We start from the raw sequence: 21,236 nt of genomic DNA, 5'->3' as shown, positions 1-21,236 counted from the left end.
CCGGCTAATTCATCGTCGGGATGACGAACTCGGCGCCGTCCTTCACGCCGGACGGCCAGCGCGACGTCACCGTTTTGGTCTTGGTGTAGAAGCGGAACGCGTCCGGCCCGTGCTGGTTGAGGTCGCCGAACGAGGACGCCTTCCAGCCGCCAAACGTATAGTAGGCGATCGGCACCGGGATCGGCACGTTGATGCCGACCATGCCGACCTGGACTCGCGAGGCGAAATCCCGCGCCGCATCGCCGTCGCGGGTGAAGATGGCGACGCCATTGCCCATCTCGTGCTCGTTGGCGAGCTTGATGGCGTTTTCGTAAGTCGGCGCGCGCACCACCGACAGCACCGGCCCAAAGATCTCTTCCTTGTAAATGCGCATGTCGGCAGTCACGTTGTCGAACAGGCAGCCGCCCATATAGTAGCCGTTCTCGTAGCCCTGCATGGAAAAGCCGCGGCCATCGACCACCAGCTTGGCGCCTTCCTTGACGCCGGTGTCGACATAGGATTTGACCCGCTCCAGCGCCTGCGCCGTGACCAGAGGGCCGAAATCGGCGGAAGAATCCGTCGACGGACCGACCTTCAGGCTCTCGACGCGCGGCACCAGTTTTTCCATTAGGCGGTTGGCGGTGTCGTTGCCGACCGGGACGGCCACCGAGATCGCCATGCAGCGCTCGCCGGCCGAGCCGTAGCCGGCGCCGATCAGCGCGTCGACGGTCTGGTCCATGTCGGCATCGGGCATGATGATCATGTGGTTCTTGGCGCCGCCGAAGCACTGCACGCGCTTGCCGGCCGCGCAGCCGCGCGAATAGATGTACTGGGCGATCGGTGTCGAGCCGACGAAACCGATAGCCTTGATGTCGGGATCGTCGAGGATGGCGTCGACCACTTCCTTGTCGCCGTTGACGACATTGAGGATGCCCGCCGGCAGGCCGGCCTCGATGAACAGTTCGGCAATCCGCATCGGCACGCCCGGATCGCGCTCCGACGGCTTGAGGATGTAGGCATTGCCGCAGGCGATGGCCGGCGCGATCTTCCATAACGGGATCATCGCTGGAAAATTGAACGGCGTGATGCCGGCGACGACGCCGAGCGGCTGGCGCATCGAATAGACGTCGATGCCGGGGCCGGCGCCATCGGTGAACTCGCCCTTCATCATATGCGGCGCACCGATGCAGACCTCGACCACTTCGAGGCCACGCTGGATGTCGCCCTTGGCGTCGGCGACGGTCTTGCCGTGTTCGCGCGCCAATATCTCGGCCAGCGCATCATACTCCTTGGCGACCAGCTCGAGGAACCGCATCAAGACGCGCACGCGCCGCTGCGGGTTGGTTGCCGCCCAGCCGGGCTGTGCCGCCTTGGCGTTTTCGACCGCTGCGCGCAATTCCGCCTGCGAAGCCAACGCCACCGTGCCACGCACCGTGCCGTCCATCGGCTGCATGACGTCCTGCTTGCGGCCGCTGGTTCCGGCGACACGCTTGCCGCCGATGAAATGACCGTATTCGATCATGGTCTCTCTCCCTGGTTCGTGATGAGGCATTGTCCGCCTTTGCGGGAGCGATGGCAACGCGAGTGAAAACGCAACCGTTGTGCAGAAAATAGATAGCGGCGCGCGATTGTGCATCAAATGGCGCAAATGGTAGGGAGTGTACTCCTATCGCTTGGATTGCTGAGTTGAGTTTCTTCACACCCCCCTGTGTCCTGCCGGACATCTCCCCCGCAAGGGGGGAGATTGGCGACTTCGGCCTTACCGCCCTTTTTGCGACGTTGGAGATTGGCGAAAGCCGACCGGACATCCGATCTCCCCCCTTGCGGGGGAGATGGCCGGCAGGCCAGAGGGGGGTGGGCGGGAACACGGCGCTCTTTATCGAAACGGACCATCCCCATGAACTGGGATGACGTTCGCATCTTCCTTGCCGTGGCGCGCGCCGGCCAGATCCTCGGCGCCGCCAGGCGGTTGGAGCTCAATCACGCGACCGTCTCGCGCCGCATTGCCGCCCTCGAGGATGCATTCAGGACAAAACTGTTTCGCCGGCTTACCACCGGCAGCGAGCTGACGCCGGCAGGCGAACGTTTCCTCGAAATCGCCGAACGCATGGAGGGCGACATGATCGCCGCGCGCTCGACCGTTTCAGGCGAAGGCGACGACGTTTCGGGCACCGTGCGCATCGGCGCGCCGGACGGTTTTGGCGTCGCCTTCCTGGCCAGGCGCCTCGGCGCGCTGACCGCTCTGCACCGTGAACTCACCATCCAGCTGGTGCCGGTACCGCGCTCCTTCTCGTTATCCCGGCGCGAGGCCGACATTGCCATCACCGTCGAACGGCCGACGGAAGGCCGGCTGGTGGCGGGAAAGCTGGTCGACTACACGCTCGGCCTGTTCGCGTCGCGGGCCTACGCCGACACGCATGGCCTGCCCGGAAGCGCCGCCGAGCTGGGCCAGCACACGCTGATCGGCTACGTGCCGGACCTGATCGTCAGTCCCTCGCTCGACTACGCGGCCGAATTCAGCGCCGACTGGCGCACCAGCTTCGCCATTTCCTCAGCGCTCGGCCAGGCCGAAGCGGTGCGTTCCGGCGCCGGCATCGGCATACTGCACACCTTCGTTGCCCACTCGATGCCGGAGTTGGTGCCTCTCGATATCGTCGCACCCATCCGCCGCGCCTACTGGCTGGTCTATCATGAATCGGTCAGGCCGCTGCGCCGCGTTCAGATCGTCGCGAGCTTCATCACCAAGGCCGTCGAACGGGATCGGGGATTGTTCGCGTGAGATCTATCGGCCGCTGGCTGTCTTAGCTGCTGGGGGTCTTACTTGGCGTATCGTCCCGGCCCGAGATCGCCGACGTCGATGTCTGGCACCCGGCTGGAGATGATGTCGGCCAGAACCTTGGCCGAGCCGCAGGCCATGGTCCAGCCGAGCGTGCCGTGGCCGGTATTGAGATAGAGATTGGAGAAATCGGTGCGCCCGATCAGCGGCGGCCCGTCCGGCGTCATCGGCCGCAGCCCGCACCAGAAGGTGGCCGACCGCATGTCGCCGCCGCCCGCGAAAAGGTCGCCGACCGAATGTTCGAGCGTGCGGCGCCGCGATTCGTGCAGCCGCATGTCGAAGCCGGAGATTTCCGCCGTGCCGCCGACCCGGATACGGTCGCCGAGGCGGGTGATCGCCACCTTGTAGCTCTCGTCCATCACCGTCGACACCGGCGCGGCGGCGGCGTCCTTGATCGGCAGGGTGATCGAATAGCCCTTGACCGGGTAGACCGGGATGGGCCGCTTCAGCATGCGCATGAACCGCGCCGAATAGCTGCCCATCGCCATCACATAGGCGTCAGCGACCATCCAGCCCTTGCTGGTGCTGATGTTGGTGATGCGATCGCGCTTCTTGACGACGCGCCGTATCTCCGTGTCGTATTCGAAGGTGACGCCGCGTGCCGCGCAAAGCTCCGCAAGCCTGTCGGTGAACATCTTGCAGTCGCCGGTTTCGTCGCCGGGCAACCGCAGGCCACCGACGAATTTCTCGCGCACGCCAGCCAGCGCGGGCTCGGCAGCAATGCAGCCGTCGGGGTCGAGGACCTCATAAGGGACGCCATAGGTCTTCAGCACCTCGACATCGCCGCCGACGCCATCGAGCTGCTTTTGCGTTCGGAAAAGCTGCAGCGTACCCTTGGCGCGCTCGTCATAGGCGATGCCGGTCGCCTCGCGCAGCGCCTTCAGCGTGTCGCGGCTGTATTCGGCCAGCGGCACCATGCGCGCCTTGTTCAGCGCGTAGCGTTCAGCCGTGCAATTGCGCAGCATCTTGACCAGCCATATCCACATATGCGGATCGAGCGCCGGCCGCACCACCAGCGGACCATGCTTCATCAACAGCCATTTGACGGCCTTCAGCGGAACGCCGGGCCCGGCCCAGGGCGAGGCATAGCCGGGCGAGATCTCGCCGGCATTGGCAAAGCTGGTTTCCAGCGCCGGGCCTTTCTGGCGGTCGATCACCGTCACCTGATGGCCGGCCTCGGCAAGAAAATAGGCGGTGGTGACCCCGATCACACCGCCGCCCAGCACGAAGATCTTCATCGCTTAGTTCTCCGCAACGGCGTCTCGTCAGGGTTCGGGTCCGGGATCATCGCCGCCTTCTGTCTGCCGGATTCTGCGGCGTCCGCCAAGTGCCGATGCTGAGGGAAACGACATGCGTGAGGACAACAAGCTTGCGTCCTAGCCATTCACATAGCGCCGGTGGAAGCGGTGGCCGAGGCTGGTCAAGACCTCATAGCCGATGGTGCCGGCCTGGCCGGCTACCTGGTCCACGGTCTGCGACGACGGCTCGATCAGTTCGACGAGGTCGCCGGCCTTCAGCTTGCCGGGCGGCAATGCGGAAATGTCAAGGATGATCGAATCCATCGAAACCCGGCCGATGAAGGGCAGCCGCACATTTTCGAACCAGGCAGCGGAAGCGGCGCGTCGATGCCAGCCATCGCCGTAGCCGAGCGAAATCGTCGCCGCGGCAAGCGGGGCCTTGGTGTGGAAAGTGTGGCCGTAGCCGACACCGGCGCCAGCCTCCAGCATCCGCGTCTGGATGACCTTGGCTTGCAATCGCACCACCGGCAGCATCGGGTTGTCCTTCGCCGGCGTCGGATTGATGCCATAGAGAGCGGCACCCGGACGAACGAGGTCGTAGTGATAGCGCTGCCCGAGAAAAATGCCTGATGAATTGGCAAGCGACGCCGGCGCTCCCGGCAGCATCCGGCGCAGCCGTTCGAATTCCAGCCGTTGCTGCTCGTTGGCCGGTTGCTCGGGTTCGTCGGCGCAGGCGAGATGGCTCATCACGAAGGTCAGTTCGACACCATCGAAAGCCTGCGGATCCTGCGCGATGGCTTTCACCTCCTCGGGCGCCATGCCGAGCCGCGACATGCCGCTGTCGACCTGGACGGCGGCAGGCAATTTATGGCCCACCCGCCCGGCCATCTCGCGCCATGCCGCAAGTTGGCTGGCGCTGTTGACGACAGTGCAAAGCCCCGCCGCAACCGCTTCCCGTTCCGCACCTGGCGGAATGCCGTTCAGCACGTAGATGGCCGGGTCTGAGCCGAGCGCCTTGCGCAGCAAGACGCCGCCGGCCAAATGCGCGACGAAGAAAATATCACAGCCTTCAGCCATCAGCGCCGCCGCCACCGGCGCCGCGCCAATCCCGTAACCGTCGGCCTTGACCACTCCGGCACAGCTGACGCCGCCCAGACGCGCCTTCAGCCGCCGGTAATTCTCACGGACGGCGCCAAGATCGACGGTCAGGATCGCCCCCGCCGCCGCTTCGCTGATCGGCTCACTCGGGGCGCCGGCCTGCGGTAGAGAGACGGTCTGCGGAAGGGATTTGCTGGAGATGTCGGTCATGCCGACCTGTTTTAGCGGAAGGCCGGCGGCTACGCCACCAGGTGCCGGAACGCTGCCACCACGTCTTCGTAGACCTTGCGCTTGAACGGCACGATCAGACCGGGCAGTTCCAGCATCGGCCGCCACGCCCACCGGTCGAACTCGGCCTTGTGGCCACCCGGCGGCGGATTGATTTCGATCTCGCTTTCGTCACCGTGGAAGCGGAAGGCAAACCATTTCTGCGTTTGGCCGCGATATCGTCCCTTGAAGGCGACGCCGACCAGATGGGCCGGCAGGTCGTATTTGATCCAGTGCGGCGCCTCGGCCAGCAGCGACACCGAGCGCATGCCGGTCTCTTCGTAAAGCTCGCGCTCCGCCGCGGGCAGCGGCTCCTCGCCATCGTCTATGCCGCCCTGTGGCATCTGCCAGAGCTGCGTGGTTCCAGCGAATTCGCTGTCCGGCTCGGCAATGCGATGGCCGACCCAGACCATGCCATCGCCATTGAGGACCATCACCCCTACGCAGGGCCGGTAGGGCAGTGTCTCGGCGTCAACGAGCTTGTTCTTTGCCATGTCAGCCTTTTTCCGGATCTATGGCCACCGCCGAAATCGGCACGATCTCGATGCCGCGCTTCTTGGCCTCGGTCACCCAGGACGACACGGTATCGACTGTCAGGTCGAAGGCCGAGCCGATGCCGACGGCAAAGCCTTTCGCCCGTGCCGTCGCTTCCAGCCCATCCAGTTTCTTCAATATGGCGCCGCGGTCCTGCACCGCGTCGATCGCCGTATCGCCGCCGACGAACGGCACGCCGTCCTTCAGCGCCAATTCGGATGCCAGGCTGCGCGCCGACGAACCGTCGTCGACATAGGCCAGACCACGCTTGCCAAGCTCGGCCATCAACGGCCCCATCGCCGTCGCGTCGGCCGAAAAGCGGGCGCCCATATAGTTCATGACGCCGGTGTAGTTGGTCGTTCGCGACAGCGCCCAGCGTAAATTCTTCAAATTCTCGTCCGGCGCCGCTGCCACGGTCAGCGTGTTACGGCCGGGGTTGACGTTCGGATAGTCGAACGGCTCGAGCGGCACCTGCATGATGACCTCATGGCCGCCTTGCCGCGCCACCTGCATCCAGCGGCCGATGCTGTTGCCTTGCGGCGCGAAGGCCAGCGTCACTTCCGCCGGCAGCTTGGCGATGGCTGCCTGCGTGCCGGTCTGCGACACGGCAAGCCCGCCGATGACGAGCACCACGCGTGCACCGCGTGCGCCGGACCACGGCCGCGCATAGACATCGAACGGGCGCCGGCCGTCGGCGGCGCGGATCGGCAGCGGACCGGTCTCGCTGGCCTCGATCAGCGCCTTGTCGGGAATGTGCGCGATCCTGAGGTTCTGGCCGATCGTCGAAGGGTCGCGGATGACAATGGCCGCCTTGGGCGGACCGTCGCCCTCTTCGGTCTGGACATGGATGATCTGCGGACCGCCCATCTTCCCGCTTGTCGTTTGTTCGCCCGTCTTCTGTTCGCTTGCGTTGCTTGGCGCTTCCGTTGCGGGCGTCGCCTTGGCCGGCGCCGCGGCGGGATCCGCCGCTGCCGGCATCTTCGGCGTCGAAACGGCGACTTCTTGCGGCTTGCGGAACGGCTTGTCGCGCAAGGCGATCGCGCCGGAAACGCCGACCACGGCCAGCACGACGAGCGCGGCCGCGACTGCACCGGCGCTGATCCTGCTGCCTGGGCGCGGCGCCCGGATCGCCTGTCCGAGAGGTCGTTCTATGTCCTTGCCGATATCAGCCAAGCCCGCACCCCCGGCGCGCATCTCCGAAGTGAAACCTCCGGAGGCGCAAATCCAAAATGTCGGCGCGTCCCCTCGCTTCACTGGACGCGCAGCATGCCGGCCGCGGCCCCGAATCAAACTGCCGGAGCCTCGCGGCCCCGGCAGCATCGCATCGCTTCGCTCAGGCAGCCAGACCTGTTTGGCCCGGCTTGCCTGCCCTTATTGGTTCAACACGGCCTTCTGCGGATTCGGTGGGAACGCCGGATCGGTCTTCTGGCCGCGCAGCAGCTGCTCGGCATAGATGAGCTGCAAATCGTCCTTCGGTTCCGGCGGCACATAGGCTGCCGAGCCCGAACCGGTCGTGCCTTCGTCGGCGCCCTTGATATGGCCCTTGAGGTCCGATTCGCCGCGCGTCAGGTCCCTGCCCTGCAGTTCCGCCGGCAGCGGCTGGTCGACCTTGATATCGGGCGTGATGCCCTTGCCCTGGATCGACTTGCCGGACGGCGTGTAATAGAGCGCCGTCGTCAGCCGCAGCGCCCCGTTCTCGCCAAGCGGAATGATGGTCTGCACCGAACCCTTGCCGAAGGACTGCGTGCCGACCACCGTGGCGCGGCGCAGATCCTGCAGCGCGCCGGCGACGATTTCCGAGGCACTGGCCGAGCCGCCATTGACGAGCACGATCAGCGGCTTGCCGCCGACGTCGTCGCCGGCCCGCGCGTCGAAGCGGGTGACGTCCTTCGGATCGCGGCCGCGCGTCGAGACGATCTCGCCACGGTCGAGGAAGGCATCCGACACACTCACCGCCTGGTCGAGCAAACCGCCCGGATTGAGGCGCAGGTCGAGCACGTAACCCTTGAGCTTGTCGTTCGGCACCTGCTTCTTGATGGTGTCGATGGCATTCTCGAGGTCGTCATAGGTCTTTTCGGTAAAGGAGGTGATCTTCATGTAGCCGATGTCGTTTTCGACCCGGAACTTCACCGCCTTTACCTTGATGATGTCGCGCACGACCGTCAGTTCGATCGGCTTGTCGGCGCCCTGGCGCAGGATGGTGAGCTTGATCGGTGTGTTGACCAGCCCGCGCATCTTCTCGACGGCGTCGTTGAGGGTCAGGCCGCGAACCTCCTCGCCGTCGATCTTGGCGATATAGTCGCCGGCGAGCACGCCAGCCTTGGCGGCCGGCGTATCGTCGATCGGCGTGATCACCTTGACCAGGTCGTTCTCCATGGTGACCTCGATGCCGAGGCCGCCGAACTCGCCCTTGGTCTGCACGCGCATGTCCTGCGCTTCTTCGGCATTCATGTAGGAGGAGTGCGGGTCGAGCGAGGACAGCATGCCGTTAATGGCATTTTCGACCAGCGATTTGTCGTCGGGCGGCGTCACATAATTCGCCCGCACCCGCTCGAAGATATCGCCGAAGATCGCCAGTTGCTTATAGGTCTCGGAGCCCGCAGCCTTCGCCGTCGAGCCGGGCGCGCCATAGACCAGGCTCATCGCCGATGCACCCATCAGCGCACCGGCAAACAGAAGCGACAGTTTCCGCATCATTCACGTCCTTCCAGAAAAACGGTCCGCCCACCATGGGGCCGGATCGACGGGTTTTCCATCCTTGCGGAACTCGACATAGAGCTCCGGCGTGGCATTTCCATTCTTCGATGCCGAGGTGCTCGCCACCCGGGCCTCTCCCATCGCGCCGACCGGCTCACCTGCGAGCACCGACTGGCCAGACGCGACGCTGATTCTGCTCATCCCCGCTAGGACGACATGATAGCCGTCACCCGCATTCAGGATCAAGAGTTGACCGTAAGAGCGGAAAGGCCCCGCATAAAGCACGTTTCCATCCGCCGGCGCTGTGACGATGGCTCCCGATTGTGTCGCAACCATGTCACCGAGCATCACCGCGCCGTTACCGTCGTTGGCCCCGAAGCGCCGCTTGATCCTGCCGGTGACCGGCAGCGCGATCTGCCCTTGAAGCGCGGAAAACGGCGCAGCAGCGGTGAGCCTGTTGCTCTCCGGCACCGGCAGCGAGGCCAGTTCCGTTGGCGCCGGGGCCGATGCCGGGCCCTTGTCGGCGTCCACCGTCTTTTGCTCGGCTGCCTTGGCCGCATCCGCCGCCTTGCGGGCCCTGTCGGCCTCGAGCGATGCGATCAGCTCTTTCAGGCTGCCGGCCTTGGCCGCCAGCGTCGCGGACCGTTGCTTTTCGGCGGCCAGCGCGGTTTGCGTATCGGCGGCGAGCTTCTGCTTGGCTTCGAGCAGCATGCCGAGCCGCTTTTTTTCCGCCGCCTGCTCGCCGACCGCTGCCGTCAGCCGCGCCCGCTCGGCCTCGATCGAGGCCGTCACCCGCGACTGCTCTTTGAGATCGGCCAGCAACATGTCGGTCTGCTGGCGCAGTTCCGGCACCACGGCACCGAGCAGGATGGCGCTGCGCACCGACGACAATGCGTCCTCCGGCTTGACCAGGATCGCCGGCGGCGGATTGAGCCCCATGCGCTGCAGCGCGCCGAGCACTTCGGCCAGAACGTCACGTCTGGCGGCCAGTGAGGCGCGTATCTTCTGCTCCTGCGCCTTCAGCCCTTCCAGCTTGCCGCCAATGTCCTCGATGTCCTGGCCGAGCTTCTGCTCGGTCATCGCCGACTGGATCAGTGCCGCGGTGATCGAGGCATGGTCCTTCTTGACCGCCGCTATGTCGGCGGCGAGCTTGGCCAGCCGCTCGGACGACAGCGTGATCTCTTTCGATACCTTTTCGTATTCGGCGCGGCTCTGGTCCGGGTCCGGCGCCAGGTCGAGCGTGTTCTCAGCCCGCGCGATCCCGAGCGAAACCACGATCACCGCCGCTGCGATGCCGTAGCGCACGCGCCAGGAGCCCGTTCGTGATTTCCAGTCTTCAGACATTGAAGCCCAACTCTATGCGCGGCTTCGTTAACGAACCATCAACCATGTTCGAGCCCGGCCGCCATCCGCAAACCCCTATGAGCCCAAACTGTCGATGAGCATTGGGGCAGAAATCCGGGCGGCTGGCGTCAATTCGCTGATCGAACCGGCTTCATGAACGATGGTAGGGGTGGCCGGAAAGGATCGTGGCCGCCCTGTAAAGCTGCTCGCCCAGCATGACGCGGACCAGCTGATGCGGCCAGGTCAGCGCGCCGAGCGACACCGTCAGATCAGCCAAGTCACGCAGCGACTGGTCATGGCCGTCGGCGCCGCCAATGGCGATCACCAGCGCCTTGCGCCCGCCATCGCGCAGCAAGCTTATGCGGCCGGCGAAATCCTCGGAGGAAAGGTTCTTGCCGCGCTCATCCAGCAGCATCAGCGCCGTGCCCGGTTGCAAGTGCGTCTGCAGCTTCTGGCCTTCCTCGCGCCGGCGCTCATTGGCCGTCTGCGCGCGGCCTTCGGCAATCTCGGCGATCCCGGCGAATTCGAGGCCTACGGCAGGGCCGCTCTTGGCGAAACGCTCGAAATAGCGGTCGGCCAACTGCTTCTCGGGGCCGGCTTTCATTCGGCCCACGGCATTAACGGTAATCTTCATCCCTGCCTCGGAGAGCCGCTGATGCGTGTCGCACAACGACATGCATCAAGACGAATACGGCTCAGTGGAGGGTCTCTTCCTCAAGATCCGGCGCCTGCCACATCTTTTCGAGATTGTAGAAGTCGCGGACCTCGGGACGGAAGACATGGACGATGATGTCGCCCGAATCGATCAGGACCCAGTCGGCGCCAGCCAGCCCCTCGACGCGCGCCGTGCCGAGCCCGGCATCCTTGAGCGCCTTGAGGAGATGATCGGCGACAGCCGAGACATGACGGTGCGATCGGCCCGACGCGACGACCATGTAGTCGCCGAGGCTCGATTTCCCCTGAATGTCGATTGAGACGATGTTTTCGGCCTTGGAGTCTTCCAGACTGGCAAGGACTGTCTTGATGGCGCGGGACACGGCGTCGTTTACGCTGATCCCGGCCGGCGAAGGCACGATGTCGGCCTTCTTCCGCAGTGCTGTTCTCAGTGTATTTCCTTTCGCAGCAAGAACAACCAAATCACCTTTCAAATCAGGTGACACTGCTTAGATAGGCAGAGTTAGGTTGCAGTTTCAAGACACCGCTCGCAAGCAGACGCCCGGTAACGGCCGAATATGCGGCTTTTCCGGGCCAGAAATTCGGAACCGCCTCGCCCCGCAGCGGTTATCGGCTCATCCACGAACCGGAATCCCGACATGCCGATCGATCCTCAGAACGCCCTCCTCACCGTGCAATCCGGCCTGGCGCAACTCAGCACGCTGATCGTCTCCTACTCGCTTTCGGCGGTCGGCGCCGTCATCCTGCTGGTCATCGGCTACATCGTCGCCGGCCTCGCCGAGCGTTCGATCTATGCCGGCCTCGGCCACGTTCACGGCTTCGACGAAACGCTCCGCCATTTCTTCTCGCAGGTCGTCCGCTACGCCATCCTCGGGCTTGTCGTGATCATGGTTCTCGGCCAGTTCGGCGTGCAGACGGCTTCGATCATTGCCGCCATCGGTGCCGCCGCCCTGGCCATCGGTCTGGCGCTGCAAGGCACGCTGCAGAACATTGCCGCTGGCATCATGCTGCTGGCGCTGCGGCCGTTCCGCATCGGCGAATATGTCGAGGTCGGCGCCATATCCGGTACCGTCGAGGAGATCGGGCTGTTTGCAACAACGCTGAGGACGGTCGAAGGTGTCTACGTGCTTGCACCTAACTCGACCCTGTGGAACCAGCCGGTCCGCAATTTCACCCGCAATGGTGTGCGCCGCGGCGACATCACGCTCAGCATCGGCTCGTGGAACGACATCGATTTCGCGCAAAAGACCATGCTCGGTGTCGCCGCCGCCGACCGGCGCGTCAGGCGGCAGCCGGCGCCGATCGCCTTTGTCGCGACTGTCGGGGACAGCACCGTCGCCATCACCTTGCGCTACTGGACGGCGGCTGCCGATTTCTTCGCCGCCCAGATCGACCTCACCAAGAGTGTCAAGCAGGCGTTCGATGCCGAAGGCCTTTCAATTCCGGCGCCGGCGCCGCAAGCGCCGCAGCCGGAGGCCTCAGCCACGCAGCAATAGAGCATTTGAAGCCAGCCCGCAGATGGCCCTCAAAGCTCTCCGCGCCCGCGCTGATCTTCGGGCGCGAAGGCGAGATCGACAGGCAACGGCGCCTGCGCCGTCATCGGCGCGAAACTGCCGGTCTCGGTGGCGGGCACGGGCCGCACCATGCCGACGCGCCAGAGAACGAACAAGCAGTAGGCGGCGGCAATGACGATTGCCACATAGATGAAGGCCTGCGTGCCATAGATGGCGGAAAGCCCGGTCACAATGCCGGGCACGACGAAGCCGGACAGCGACCAGGCAAACAAGAGCGAGCTCGACAGCGCCACCATGTCGTCCTTGCCGGCGCGGTCGCCAGCATGGGCGCTGGCCAGCGAATAGATCGATTCCGAGGCGCCGTCCCAGACCACGTAGATGACGAGCAGCGTCGCCAGAGCGCCACCGTCGAAACCCAGTGCAAACAGGCCCGCCGCGGCGGCAAGCGCCGACGCCGCGATCAGCACAAAGCGCCGGTCGGTGCGGTCGGAAATCCAGCCGAGGGGAATCTGCAGGATCAGCGTGCCGACCGGCATTGCCGAAAGCAGCAAGGCGACGTCGGCCTGGCTGTAGCCTCTGGCGGTGGCATGGATTGGCGCAAAACCCGAAATCGTCATCGACAGGCCGCCGACGGCAAGCATGCCGGCAACGCCGACCGGCGAGATTCGCCAGGCGCGGCCGAGCGCCACCGACGCCGCTTGCGGCGCCGGTGGCTGCGCGAGCCGCGTCAGCCCGACGGGAAGGATCGACAGCGCGGTGAAGGCAATGCCGATCAGCGGCGCATCGGCCGCGCGGATATCGATCAACGCCAGCGTCGAATAGCCGACGCCGAGTCCGGCGACATAGGCAACGTAGAAGATAGCCATGACCCGGCCGCGGATGGCGTTTGCGACGACATCGTTCAGCCAGCTCTGCGCGACAATGAACAGGCCGCATATGGCAAAGCCGTAGAGCGCCCGTGCAGCGATCCATGGCAATGGGTGCGGCCCGGCGCCGACCGCGGCGTTGGACAGCACGATCAGCGCCGACAGTACCATGAACACGCGGGCATGGCCGACACGCCGCACCAGCGGCCCGGTCAGGATGCAGCCAGCGAGGCCGCCAGCCGAAAGGCCGGTGACGATCAGCCCCGCCCAAGTCGGATCGAAGCCCTCGGCGCCGAGCCGGACTGGGATATAGGCGAACATGAGCCCATTGCCGACGGCGATCAGCGCCATCGACAAGAGGATGCTGGCAATGGCGATCGAGGGCGCCGGCTGCCCTAGACCGTTCTTGTCCTGGTCGCGCTCGAGAATCGTCATGACCGAGGATCGCCCATCAAGCAGGTCAAGGCAGCGGCAAATGCGACATGGCTGGACTTGCCTTCCGCCCGCTCAGCCCTTTGCCACATTGCGGATCGCGCTCGACGACAGCGACGAACGCGGGCCGTGGATGAAGGTCCAGGCCGGCGCGTTCATGCGGGCGAGCCGCGGTGCGTCGCCTTCGTCGACGCGGGCATAGTCGAAAGTCTTGGCGACCACGGACGACAGGAACGACAGCGTCGCACCTGGCCGGTCGACCACCGCGATCGGGAACGTCATCACGATACGGCGCCAGCGCTGCCAGCGGTGGAAGTCGCGAAGCGAATCGGCCCCCATGATCCAGACGAAATCGACGCCGGGGTTACGCGCCTTGACCAACGCCAGCGTGTCGGCGGTGAAGCGGACGTGGTGGGCCGCCTCGAAGGCGGTGACCTTGATCTTCGGGTTCTTGGCGATCTTTTCAGACAGCTGCAGCCGCTCGGCCAGCGGCGCAAGTTCACCAGCGTTCTTGAGCGGATTGCCGGGCGTCACCATCCACCACAGCTGGTCGAGAGCAAGGCGTCTGAGTGCGATCTCGGCGACCAGCGCATGCCCGGCGTGCGGCGGATTGAACGAACCGCCAAACAGCCCGACCGCCACGCCTTTCCCGGCATGCGGCATCTTGAGGTAACGGGAGGATATGGCATGTTCGGACAAGGCAAGCATGCGTCAGGCACCCCCCTCTGCCCTGCCGGGCATCTCCCCCTCAAGGGGGGAGATTGTCAGCTTCAATGACAGCTTGAATCCTGCCCGCCCGGCAATTGGCGAAATCGCGAACGAGAGCTGATCTCCCCCCTTGAGGGGGAGATGTCCGGCAGGACAGAGGGGGGTGGCTGGGCGCAAGGCTTCAGGTTCTTTGAACACAAAGCTTCAAGGCCTCACCTGTCCCGACCCGCGTACACGATATTTGAACGACGTCAGTTGCTCGACGCCGACCGGTCCGCGGGCATGCATCTTGCCGGTGGCGATGCCGATTTCGGCGCCCATGCCGAATTCGCCGCCATCGGCAAACTGGGTCGAGGCGTTGTGCAGAAGGATCGCCGAATCGACCTCGTTGAAGAACCGGTCGACCGCTGTGGCGTCCTCGGCGACGATCGCCTCGGTGTGATGCGAGGAGAACGTCTCGATATGCTCGATCGCGCCGCCAATGCCGTCGACCAGCTTCACAGCGATGATCGCGTCGAGATATTCGGTCACCCAGTCTGCATCGGTCGCGGGCTGGGCATCGGCATAAAGCCTCAGCACCTCGGCATCGGCATGGATCTCGCATCCTGCCGCCCGTAGGGCCTCGAGGATCGGCACCAGGTGCGTGACGGCGACGGCACGGTCGACCAGCAGCGTCTCGGCAGCGCCGCACACCCCGGTGCGCCGCATCTTGGCATTGACCGCGATCTTGACCGCCATGTCGAGATCAGCCGATCGGTCGATATAGAGATGGCAGATGCCCTCGAGATGGGCGAAGACCGGCACCCGCGCCTCCTTCTGCACACGCTCGACCAGGCTGCGGCCGCCGCGCGGAATGATGACCTCGAGATTGCCGGAAAGCCCTTTCAGCATTTCGCCGACGGCGGCGCGATCGGTGGTCGGCACCAATTGTATGGCATCCTCCGGCAGCCCGGCTGCCTTCAGCCCCTCGACCAGGCAGGCATGGATCGCGGCGGAAGAATTCGCTGAATCCGAGCCGCCGCGCAGGATCACCGGATTGCCCGCCTTGAGGCAGAGCGCACCGGCATCGGCGGTCACGTTCGGCCGGCTCTCATAGATGACGCCGATGACGCCTAGCGGCGTGCGCACCCGTTCGATGTGCAACCCGTTCGGCCGGTCCCATCCAGCAATGATTTCGCCGATTGGGTCGCGCAACTCGGCGATCTCGCTGATGCCGTCTGCCATGGCGCGGATGCGGACCGGATCGAGCTTCAGCCGATCCATCGACGCTGCCGATAGGCCAGCCTCCTCGCCATTTCTGATGTCGATTGCGTTGGCGTCGAGGATATCCTGCTCATGCCGAAGGATCGCCTGAGCCATGCCGACCAGCGCCTTGTGCTTGCGCTCGGCCGCTGCGATGGCCAGCGGTCGGGCCGCGGCATGCGCGCGGCGGCCGATATCGGCCATCAGCGCGACGGTATCATCCCGGGATTTTTCATGCAGCGTCAGCATGGCTCATCCTCCGCTATGTAACCTGGTCACCGACTACTTGCTCACCACCGGCATGGCTCACCACAAGGTCGTCGCGGTGGATCATCGCCGAACGCGCCTCGTAGCCGAGCACGGTTTCGATCTCGGTCGTCTTCAGCCCAGCGATCCTTACGGCATCGGCGGCATCATAGGCAACCAGCCCGCGCGCTATCTCGCGGCCCTCGGGCGACAGGATCGCCACCGTGTCGCCACGCGCAAAATTGCCGCTGACCAATTTGACGCCGGCCGGCAGCAGCGACTTGCCGGAGAGCAGCGCGCCGATGGCGCCGGCATCGACGGTCAGCCGGCCAGCCGGTTCGAGCTGCCCGGCGATCCAGGTCTTGTAACCTTTGACCGGGCTGCTGCTCGGCCGGAAGAAGGTGGCGCGCTCGCCGCGCTCGATTGCCAGCAGCGGCGACAGCCGCGTGCCTGATGTGATGATCATGGCGGTGCCGGCGGCGGTTGCAATCTTGCCGGCATCGAGCTTGGTGCGCATGCCGCCGCGCGACAATTCCGAAGCGGCGGCACCCGCCATCGCCTCGATGTCGGGGGTGATGCGGTCGACGATCGGAATGAACCGAGCGTGCGGGTCACGCGCAGGCGGTGCCGTGTAGAGCCCGTCAATGTCGGAGAGCAGCACCAAAAGGTCGGCGCCCATCATGGTGGCGACGCGCGCCGCCAGCCGGTCGTTATCGCCATAACGGATTTCGGAGGTGGCCACCGTATCGTTCTCGTTGATGACCGGCACCGCCTTCATCTTGAGCAGCGTCGAGATCGTCGCCCGCGCGTTGAGATAACGGCGGCGCTCTTCCGTGTCGCCGAGCGTCAACAGGATCTGGCCCGATTTCAAACCATTCTTGCCGAGCGCATCCGACCAGGCGCCGGCCAAGGCGATCTGCCCGACGGCGGCCGCCGCCTGGCTCTCCTCGAGCTTCAGCGCCCGCTTGCCGAGGCCGAGGATGGTGCGGCCAAGTGCAATCGCACCGGAAGACACAACGAGAATTTCGGCGCCGCCATTGGCCAGCACGGCGATGTCGTCGGCAAGCGAGGCCAGCCAGTCGCGCTTCAGGCCCGTCGTGCGGTCGACAAGCAGCGCCGAGCCGATCTTGACGGCAATGCGCCGATAATTTTTCAGCGATTGCGCGGCCATGGCTATGCGTTCCAGCGCGTCTCGACCGGCGCAGCGACAGCTTCGCGCGCCTCCGCCACCACAGCCATCAGCGCGCGCAACACCGCCTCGACGCCCTCGCCGGTGACCGCCGAAAGCAGCATCGGCGCGCGGCCGGCGGCGCGTTTCAGCGAGGCGGCCTTCTTTTTGCGTGCGTCGGCATCGAGTATGTCGACCTGCGAAAGAGCGACGATCTCGACCTTGTCGGTCAGCCCGTTGCCATAGGCGTCGAGTTCGGCGCGCACGGTCTTGTAGGCCTTGCCCGGATTTTCTTCCTGCGCCGAGACAAGGTGCAGAAGGACGCGCGTGCGTTCGACATGGCCGAGAAAGCGGTCACCGATGCCGACGCCTTCATGCGCGCCTTCGATCAGGCCGGGAATGTCGGCAATGACGAATTCGCGCCCGTCGATGCGGGCCACGCCAAGGCCCGGATGCAGCGTGGTGAAGGGATAGTCGGCGATCTTCGGCTTGGCCGCGGTGACGGCCGCCAGGAAGGTCGACTTGCCGGCATTGGGCAGCCCGACCAGGCCGGCATCGGCGATCAGCTTCAGCCTGAGCCAGATATTGAGCTCTTCGCCCGGCAGTCCGGGGTTGGCGCGGCGCGGCGCCTGGTTGGTCGAGGTCTTGAAATGCTGGTTGCCGAAGCCGCCATTGCCGCCCTTGGCCAACAGGAAGCGCTGGCCGACGACCGTCAGATCGCAGATCAGCGTCTCATTGTCCTCGGCAAAGACCTGTGTTCCGGCCGGCACTTTCAGCGTCACGTCGGCACCCTTGGCGCCGGTCATGTTGCGGCCCATGCCGTGCGTCCCGGTCTTGGCCTTGAAATGCTGCTGGTAGCGATAGTCGATCAGCGTGTTTAGTCCGTCGACCGCCTCCACCCAGACATCGCCGCCGCGGCCGCCGTCGCCGCCGTCCGGGCCGCCGAACTCGATGAACTTTTCGCGCCGGAACGACACCGAACCGGCGCCGCCGTCGCCGGAGCGGATGTAGACCTTGGCTTGATCGAGAAATTTCATCGGATTGTATGGTTTCTGCTATTGGCTTTGCGGGATTGCTCTAAAGCAAGGCGGGTCGAAGGGCGAGGGCCGTTTTTGCTACTGTAACGTCGCGCGTATCTCTGGACGCGTAGCATTTGGTTGACCCTTGCCGAAAATCGATCTTCGGCTTTCCAAGCGCGAGATGTCGGAATGAAGCTGGTAACTTACAATATCCACTACGGCATCGGCCTCGACGGCCGCTATGATGTCGGTCGCATCGCCGATGCGGTGCGCGGCGCCGACGTGATCGCGCTGCAGGAGGTCACCCGCGCCAACCCGAAGAATGGCGGCCGCGACATGGTGGCCGAGCTCGGCGAGGCGCTGCCCGACTATTTTGCCGTCTACGGCAGCAATTTCGAAGCCGACGCCGGATCGCGCCTGGAGAACGGCCGCGCCATCACGACCACCTTCCAGCTCGGCAACATGGTGCTGTCGAGAACGCCGATCCATCTGTCGCGCAATCTCCTTTTGCCGCGCAGCCGCAGTTTCGAGGCGATGAACTTCCAGCGCGGCGCGCTGGAGGCGCTGATCGAAACGCCGCTTGGCTTCGTCCGCTTCTATTCCACTCATCTCGACCATCGCAGCCCGGTCGAACGCCTGAGCCAGATCCGCTTTCTGCGCGAACGCCTGTTGAACTACCCGCTCGAGGGCGGTGGGCTCTCCGGCGTCGCCGAGATCGGCTTACCGGACTTGCCTTGTCCCGAAGCCTTCGTCGTCATGGGCGACTTCAACATGCTCGCCGGATCGCCGGAACACGTCGAACTCGCCGGCCAGCCTGACCATGAATTCGGCATGCCGGTGACCGCCGACCTCGCCGTCGATGCCGCCGCGCGCCTCGGCGCGGCCGGCGCCGATCTCGTCACCTGGGTCGACCCCAAGCGGCCGGGCGATGCCAGCCGCCACAAGCGCATCGACTACATCTTCACCAGCGCCTCGCTTACCAAATCGCTGAGGCGCCTGTGGGTCGACCGGCAAGCGGCCGGTTCGGATCACTTGCCGGTCTGGGTCGAGATGGCGTGAGCCGCATCCATCAAAAATGCACCCAATTCCTGAGGCTGGTCCAGGTCTTGCGATCGAGGCGGTAGCGCTCGACCGGCACCTGGCCGGCAACGATCGAATTCAGCATGCCCTGGCCGGCATACTGGAAGCCGCATTTGTGGATGACCCGGCGCGAGGCCGGATTGATCACCCGCGTCGAGGCGTGCAGCACCTGGATCGTGGTTCTCTGGAAGGCAAGGTCGACCAGTGCGTGCGCTGCCTCCGTCGCGTAGCCGCGTTTCCAGTACGGCTCGCCGATCCAATAGCCGAGCTCCAGCCCGCGATCCGTGGTGTTGAGCCCGGCACAGCCGACGAAGGTCTCGGTGCCGGCCAGCGTCAACGCATAGGCGATTCCGGCCCGGCGCGATGCCGTCATAGCCAGGAAAGCGCGTGCCTCGGCGTCGCCATAGGGATGCGGCATGCGGGCCAGCATTTCCGCGACATGGCGGTTATCGGCGAGCGCCACCAATTGCTCGATGTCGCTTTCACGCGGGGTCCGCATGACCAGCCGCTCGGTGACCAGGACCGGGCAATCTATCGCGTAACTTTCGTCGTCTGTCGCTTCCGCTTCGGCAACCATGTCAGTCCTCCAGGCAAGAAAAAGGGGAGATGGAAACCCATCTCCCCTGATCCATTTCCTGGCTTGGCCAGACACCGGTCCCGAGATGGGTGCCGGTGTTCTCTTGCGGAACCGGCTACTCCGCTGCCTTCGTCATCGGGTTCACCGATACGTAGGTTCGGCCATTGGCTTTTTTGTTGAAGGTGACTGCGCCAGCTTCCAGCGCAAACAGCGTGTGGTCCGTGCCAATGCCGACATTGGTGCCTGGATGCCACGTCGTGCCACGCTGACGAATGATGATGTTGCCCGGAATCACGGCTTCGCCGCCGAACTTCTTCACGCCGAGCCGCTTGGAATGGGAGTCGCGACCATTGCGCGACGATCCGCCAGCTTTCTTGTGTGCCATCTAACTACTCCGATGCGCTGCAAGGCGCCTAAACGATCTTATGAACGCGTTCGCGTTCCGTTTCAAGTCCGATCCGGCGACGATTGCGCCGGTTCGTTCTACTTCTTCGCCAATTCCTTGGCCTGCTCGCGCCAGTCCTTGATCTGGTCGGCGCTGAACGGCATGTGCTCGTCGATCTTGGCGACATCCTTGTCGGACAGCTTGGCGATCTGGGCGAAGGTGGTGATGCCCTGTTCGTTGAGCTGGCCGGCGGCAACCGGGCCGATGCCCTTGATCACCGTCAGGTCATCCGGCTCGCCCTTCGGCGCCTTGAACAACGGCGCGGCGGCTTCACTTGCCTCGGCCTTGCCTTCCTTCTTCGGCGCAGCCTCTGCCTTGGCTGCGGCCTTCGGCGCAGCTTCAGCCTTCGCCTCGGTCTTGGCGGCAACTTCGGCCTTCGCTTCGGTCTTGGCGGCGGTCTTCTTCGCCGGCTTGGCGCCACCCAGCAGGATCTCGGCGATCCTGACAGTGGTCAAAAGCTGGCGATGGCCGATCTTGCGGCGCGAATTCTGCCGGCGACGCTTCTTGAAGGCGATGACCGTGCGGTTCTTGCCCTGCTCGACGACTTCGGCGGTGACGATCGCACCATCGACGAACGGCGCGCCGAACGTGACGTTCTCGCCTTCGCCATGCGCGAGCACATTGCCGATTTCGACGATGTCGCCGACATTGGCTTCGAGTTTTTCGATCTTCAGGAGATCGTTGGCGGCAACGCGATACTGCTTGCCGCCCGTTTTGATGACTGCGAACATTTTTTGCCTTTCGCTGTTCGGTCGGCCTTGATGAACCGCCTGAGGCGGTTCGGCCGTCTTTTTGTCAGTCTGCGGGTTCAAAAAACAAGCGGCGCGGAAGATCCCTCCACGCCGATTGCGCGCTGTCCCTAACCGAAGGTTCGGCTTGAGTCAAGGCAAGCGCCGCGGGCAAGCTGCGAATGGGCTGAGCCCAGTCCGGCAAACATGGAACATCGGGCACCGCAGCTTTGAACGCAGCACGGACGGGAACCTGCGGCGCCGGGGCAGATTGGCCCTTGTAACCTGTCTGTCCAGCCGTTATCTAGTGCGCCGCGCCGGCAACGGCGGACCATGACCGCGGAGAGGTGGCAGAGTGGTCGAATGCACCGCACTCGAAATGCGGCATGGGTGCAAGCCCATCGGGGGTTCGAATCCCTCCCTCTCCGCCAGTGATACTAACTTCATTTTTTGATTTGGCCTGCCGAACTCAGCCATAAATGCTCGTGAAGCCGCGGAGCTCAATTGCAGCCCGGCGTTAACCCTTGGCCCGCTAGGTCGTTG

The 21,236-nt window shown here is 64.6% G+C and carries 20 protein-coding genes and 1 tRNA gene; 4 read left to right on the top strand and 17 right to left on the bottom strand.

From position 1 onward, the window contains the following. Positions 1-4: 4 nt before the first annotated feature. Positions 5-1,501 (bottom strand): CoA-acylating methylmalonate-semialdehyde dehydrogenase, encoded by a 1,497-nt coding sequence (locus NKH29_RS04070; protein WP_023719667.1) that lies wholly within the window; start codon positions 1,499-1,501, stop codon positions 5-7. A 375-nt stretch (positions 1,502-1,876) separates the two neighbouring features. On the opposite strand from NKH29_RS04070, the gene NKH29_RS04065 reads away from it, so the two are divergent. After that, positions 1,877-2,758, top strand: coding sequence for a LysR family transcriptional regulator (locus tag NKH29_RS04065; protein ID WP_352480948.1), 882 nt, complete (start codon positions 1,877-1,879; stop codon positions 2,756-2,758). Between the two features lie 38 nt (positions 2,759-2,796). On the opposite strand, the gene NKH29_RS04060 is transcribed toward NKH29_RS04065, so the two are convergent. The 8 genes from NKH29_RS04060 to rsfS form a co-directional block, all read right to left on the bottom strand. Next, complete coding sequence (locus NKH29_RS04060) at positions 2,797-4,053, bottom strand: D-amino acid dehydrogenase (RefSeq protein ID WP_352494141.1); 1,257 nt, start codon at positions 4,051-4,053, stop codon at positions 2,797-2,799. Between the two features lie 138 nt (positions 4,054-4,191). Beyond that, positions 4,192-5,361, bottom strand: a complete 1,170-nt coding sequence (gene alr, locus NKH29_RS04055; protein ID WP_352917744.1) for an alanine racemase — start codon at positions 5,359-5,361, stop codon at positions 4,192-4,194. A 29-nt stretch (positions 5,362-5,390) separates the two neighbouring features. Continuing rightward, entirely contained in the window at positions 5,391-5,912 is a 522-nt protein-coding gene (locus tag NKH29_RS04050) for an RNA pyrophosphohydrolase (RefSeq protein ID WP_352480951.1), read from the bottom strand. A 1-nt stretch (position 5,913) separates the two neighbouring features. Next, positions 5,914-7,125, bottom strand: coding sequence for a divergent polysaccharide deacetylase family protein (locus tag NKH29_RS04045; protein ID WP_352999083.1), 1,212 nt, complete (start codon positions 7,123-7,125; stop codon positions 5,914-5,916). 198 nt (positions 7,126-7,323) lie between these two features. Next, the gene (locus NKH29_RS04040) at positions 7,324-8,649 is read right to left on the bottom strand and encodes a S41 family peptidase (protein ID WP_352494138.1); all 1,326 of its coding nucleotides are present in this window, start codon (positions 8,647-8,649) and stop codon (positions 7,324-7,326) included. Then, entirely contained in the window at positions 8,650-9,993 is a 1,344-nt protein-coding gene (locus NKH29_RS04035; RefSeq protein ID WP_352494137.1) for a murein hydrolase activator EnvC family protein, read from the bottom strand. A 151-nt stretch (positions 9,994-10,144) separates the two neighbouring features. Further along, the gene (gene rlmH / locus NKH29_RS04030) at positions 10,145-10,627 is read right to left on the bottom strand and encodes a 23S rRNA (pseudouridine(1915)-N(3))-methyltransferase RlmH (RefSeq protein ID WP_352999081.1); all 483 of its coding nucleotides are present in this window, start codon (positions 10,625-10,627) and stop codon (positions 10,145-10,147) included. A gap of 61 nt (positions 10,628-10,688) precedes the next feature. Beyond that, the gene (gene rsfS / locus NKH29_RS04025) at positions 10,689-11,066 is read right to left on the bottom strand and encodes a ribosome silencing factor (RefSeq protein ID WP_023678068.1); all 378 of its coding nucleotides are present in this window, start codon (positions 11,064-11,066) and stop codon (positions 10,689-10,691) included. 240 nt (positions 11,067-11,306) lie between these two features. Here rsfS and NKH29_RS04020 point away from each other — a divergent pair, with 240 nt between their 5' ends. Beyond that, positions 11,307-12,164, top strand: a complete 858-nt coding sequence (locus NKH29_RS04020; RefSeq protein WP_352999079.1) for a mechanosensitive ion channel family protein — start codon at positions 11,307-11,309, stop codon at positions 12,162-12,164. Positions 12,165-12,193: 29 nt separating this feature from the next. On the opposite strand, the gene NKH29_RS04015 is transcribed toward NKH29_RS04020, so the two are convergent. The 5 genes from NKH29_RS04015 to obgE all read right to left on the bottom strand — a co-directional run bounded on the left by NKH29_RS04015 (position 12,194) and on the right by obgE (position 17,881). Then, the gene (locus NKH29_RS04015; RefSeq protein WP_023719677.1) at positions 12,194-13,483 is read right to left on the bottom strand and encodes an MFS transporter; all 1,290 of its coding nucleotides are present in this window, start codon (positions 13,481-13,483) and stop codon (positions 12,194-12,196) included. Positions 13,484-13,555: 72 nt separating this feature from the next. Continuing rightward, positions 13,556-14,143, bottom strand: coding sequence for a nicotinate-nucleotide adenylyltransferase (locus tag NKH29_RS04010; RefSeq protein WP_031194203.1), 588 nt, complete (start codon positions 14,141-14,143; stop codon positions 13,556-13,558). A 249-nt stretch (positions 14,144-14,392) separates the two neighbouring features. Beyond that, positions 14,393-15,679 carry a glutamate-5-semialdehyde dehydrogenase gene (locus tag NKH29_RS04005; protein ID WP_352480953.1) on the bottom strand — a complete coding sequence of 429 codons (1,287 nt, stop codon included), beginning with the start codon at positions 15,677-15,679 and terminating at the stop codon, positions 14,393-14,395. A 13-nt stretch (positions 15,680-15,692) separates the two neighbouring features. Next, entirely contained in the window at positions 15,693-16,847 is a 1,155-nt protein-coding gene (proB, locus tag NKH29_RS04000) for a glutamate 5-kinase (protein WP_023719680.1), read from the bottom strand. Positions 16,848-16,849: 2 nt separating this feature from the next. Beyond that, positions 16,850-17,881, bottom strand: a complete 1,032-nt coding sequence (gene obgE / locus NKH29_RS03995; RefSeq protein WP_023719681.1) for a GTPase ObgE — start codon at positions 17,879-17,881, stop codon at positions 16,850-16,852. Positions 17,882-18,052: 171 nt separating this feature from the next. Between obgE and NKH29_RS03990 the strand changes: the two genes are divergently transcribed. After that, entirely contained in the window at positions 18,053-18,922 is an 870-nt protein-coding gene (locus NKH29_RS03990) for an endonuclease/exonuclease/phosphatase family protein (protein ID WP_352588214.1), read from the top strand. Between the two features lie 10 nt (positions 18,923-18,932). On the opposite strand, the gene NKH29_RS03985 is transcribed toward NKH29_RS03990, so the two are convergent. The 3 genes from NKH29_RS03985 to NKH29_RS03975 form a co-directional block, all read right to left on the bottom strand. Continuing rightward, positions 18,933-19,520 carry a GNAT family N-acetyltransferase gene (locus NKH29_RS03985; protein WP_352999077.1) on the bottom strand — a complete coding sequence of 196 codons (588 nt, stop codon included), beginning with the start codon at positions 19,518-19,520 and terminating at the stop codon, positions 18,933-18,935. 115 nt (positions 19,521-19,635) lie between these two features. Beyond that, positions 19,636-19,905, bottom strand: a complete 270-nt coding sequence (gene rpmA, locus NKH29_RS03980; RefSeq protein ID WP_023678077.1) for a 50S ribosomal protein L27 — start codon at positions 19,903-19,905, stop codon at positions 19,636-19,638. Positions 19,906-20,003: 98 nt separating this feature from the next. Further along, a complete protein-coding gene (locus NKH29_RS03975) occupies positions 20,004-20,696 on the bottom strand; it encodes a 50S ribosomal protein L21 (protein ID WP_352999075.1) in 693 nt (230 codons plus the stop codon). A 338-nt stretch (positions 20,697-21,034) separates the two neighbouring features. On the opposite strand from NKH29_RS03975, the gene NKH29_RS03970 reads away from it, so the two are divergent. Then, positions 21,035-21,124: transfer RNA gene (locus NKH29_RS03970), tRNA-Ser, on the top strand. Positions 21,125-21,236 lie beyond the last annotated feature (112 nt).

Origin of the sequence: Mesorhizobium sp. M1295 (assembly GCF_040318135.1) — a bacterium.
Classification (GTDB): Bacteria; Pseudomonadota; Alphaproteobacteria; order Rhizobiales; family Rhizobiaceae; genus Mesorhizobium.
Note: the sequence above shows the minus strand (reverse complement) of the source record. Positions and strands in the feature narration are given on the sequence as shown.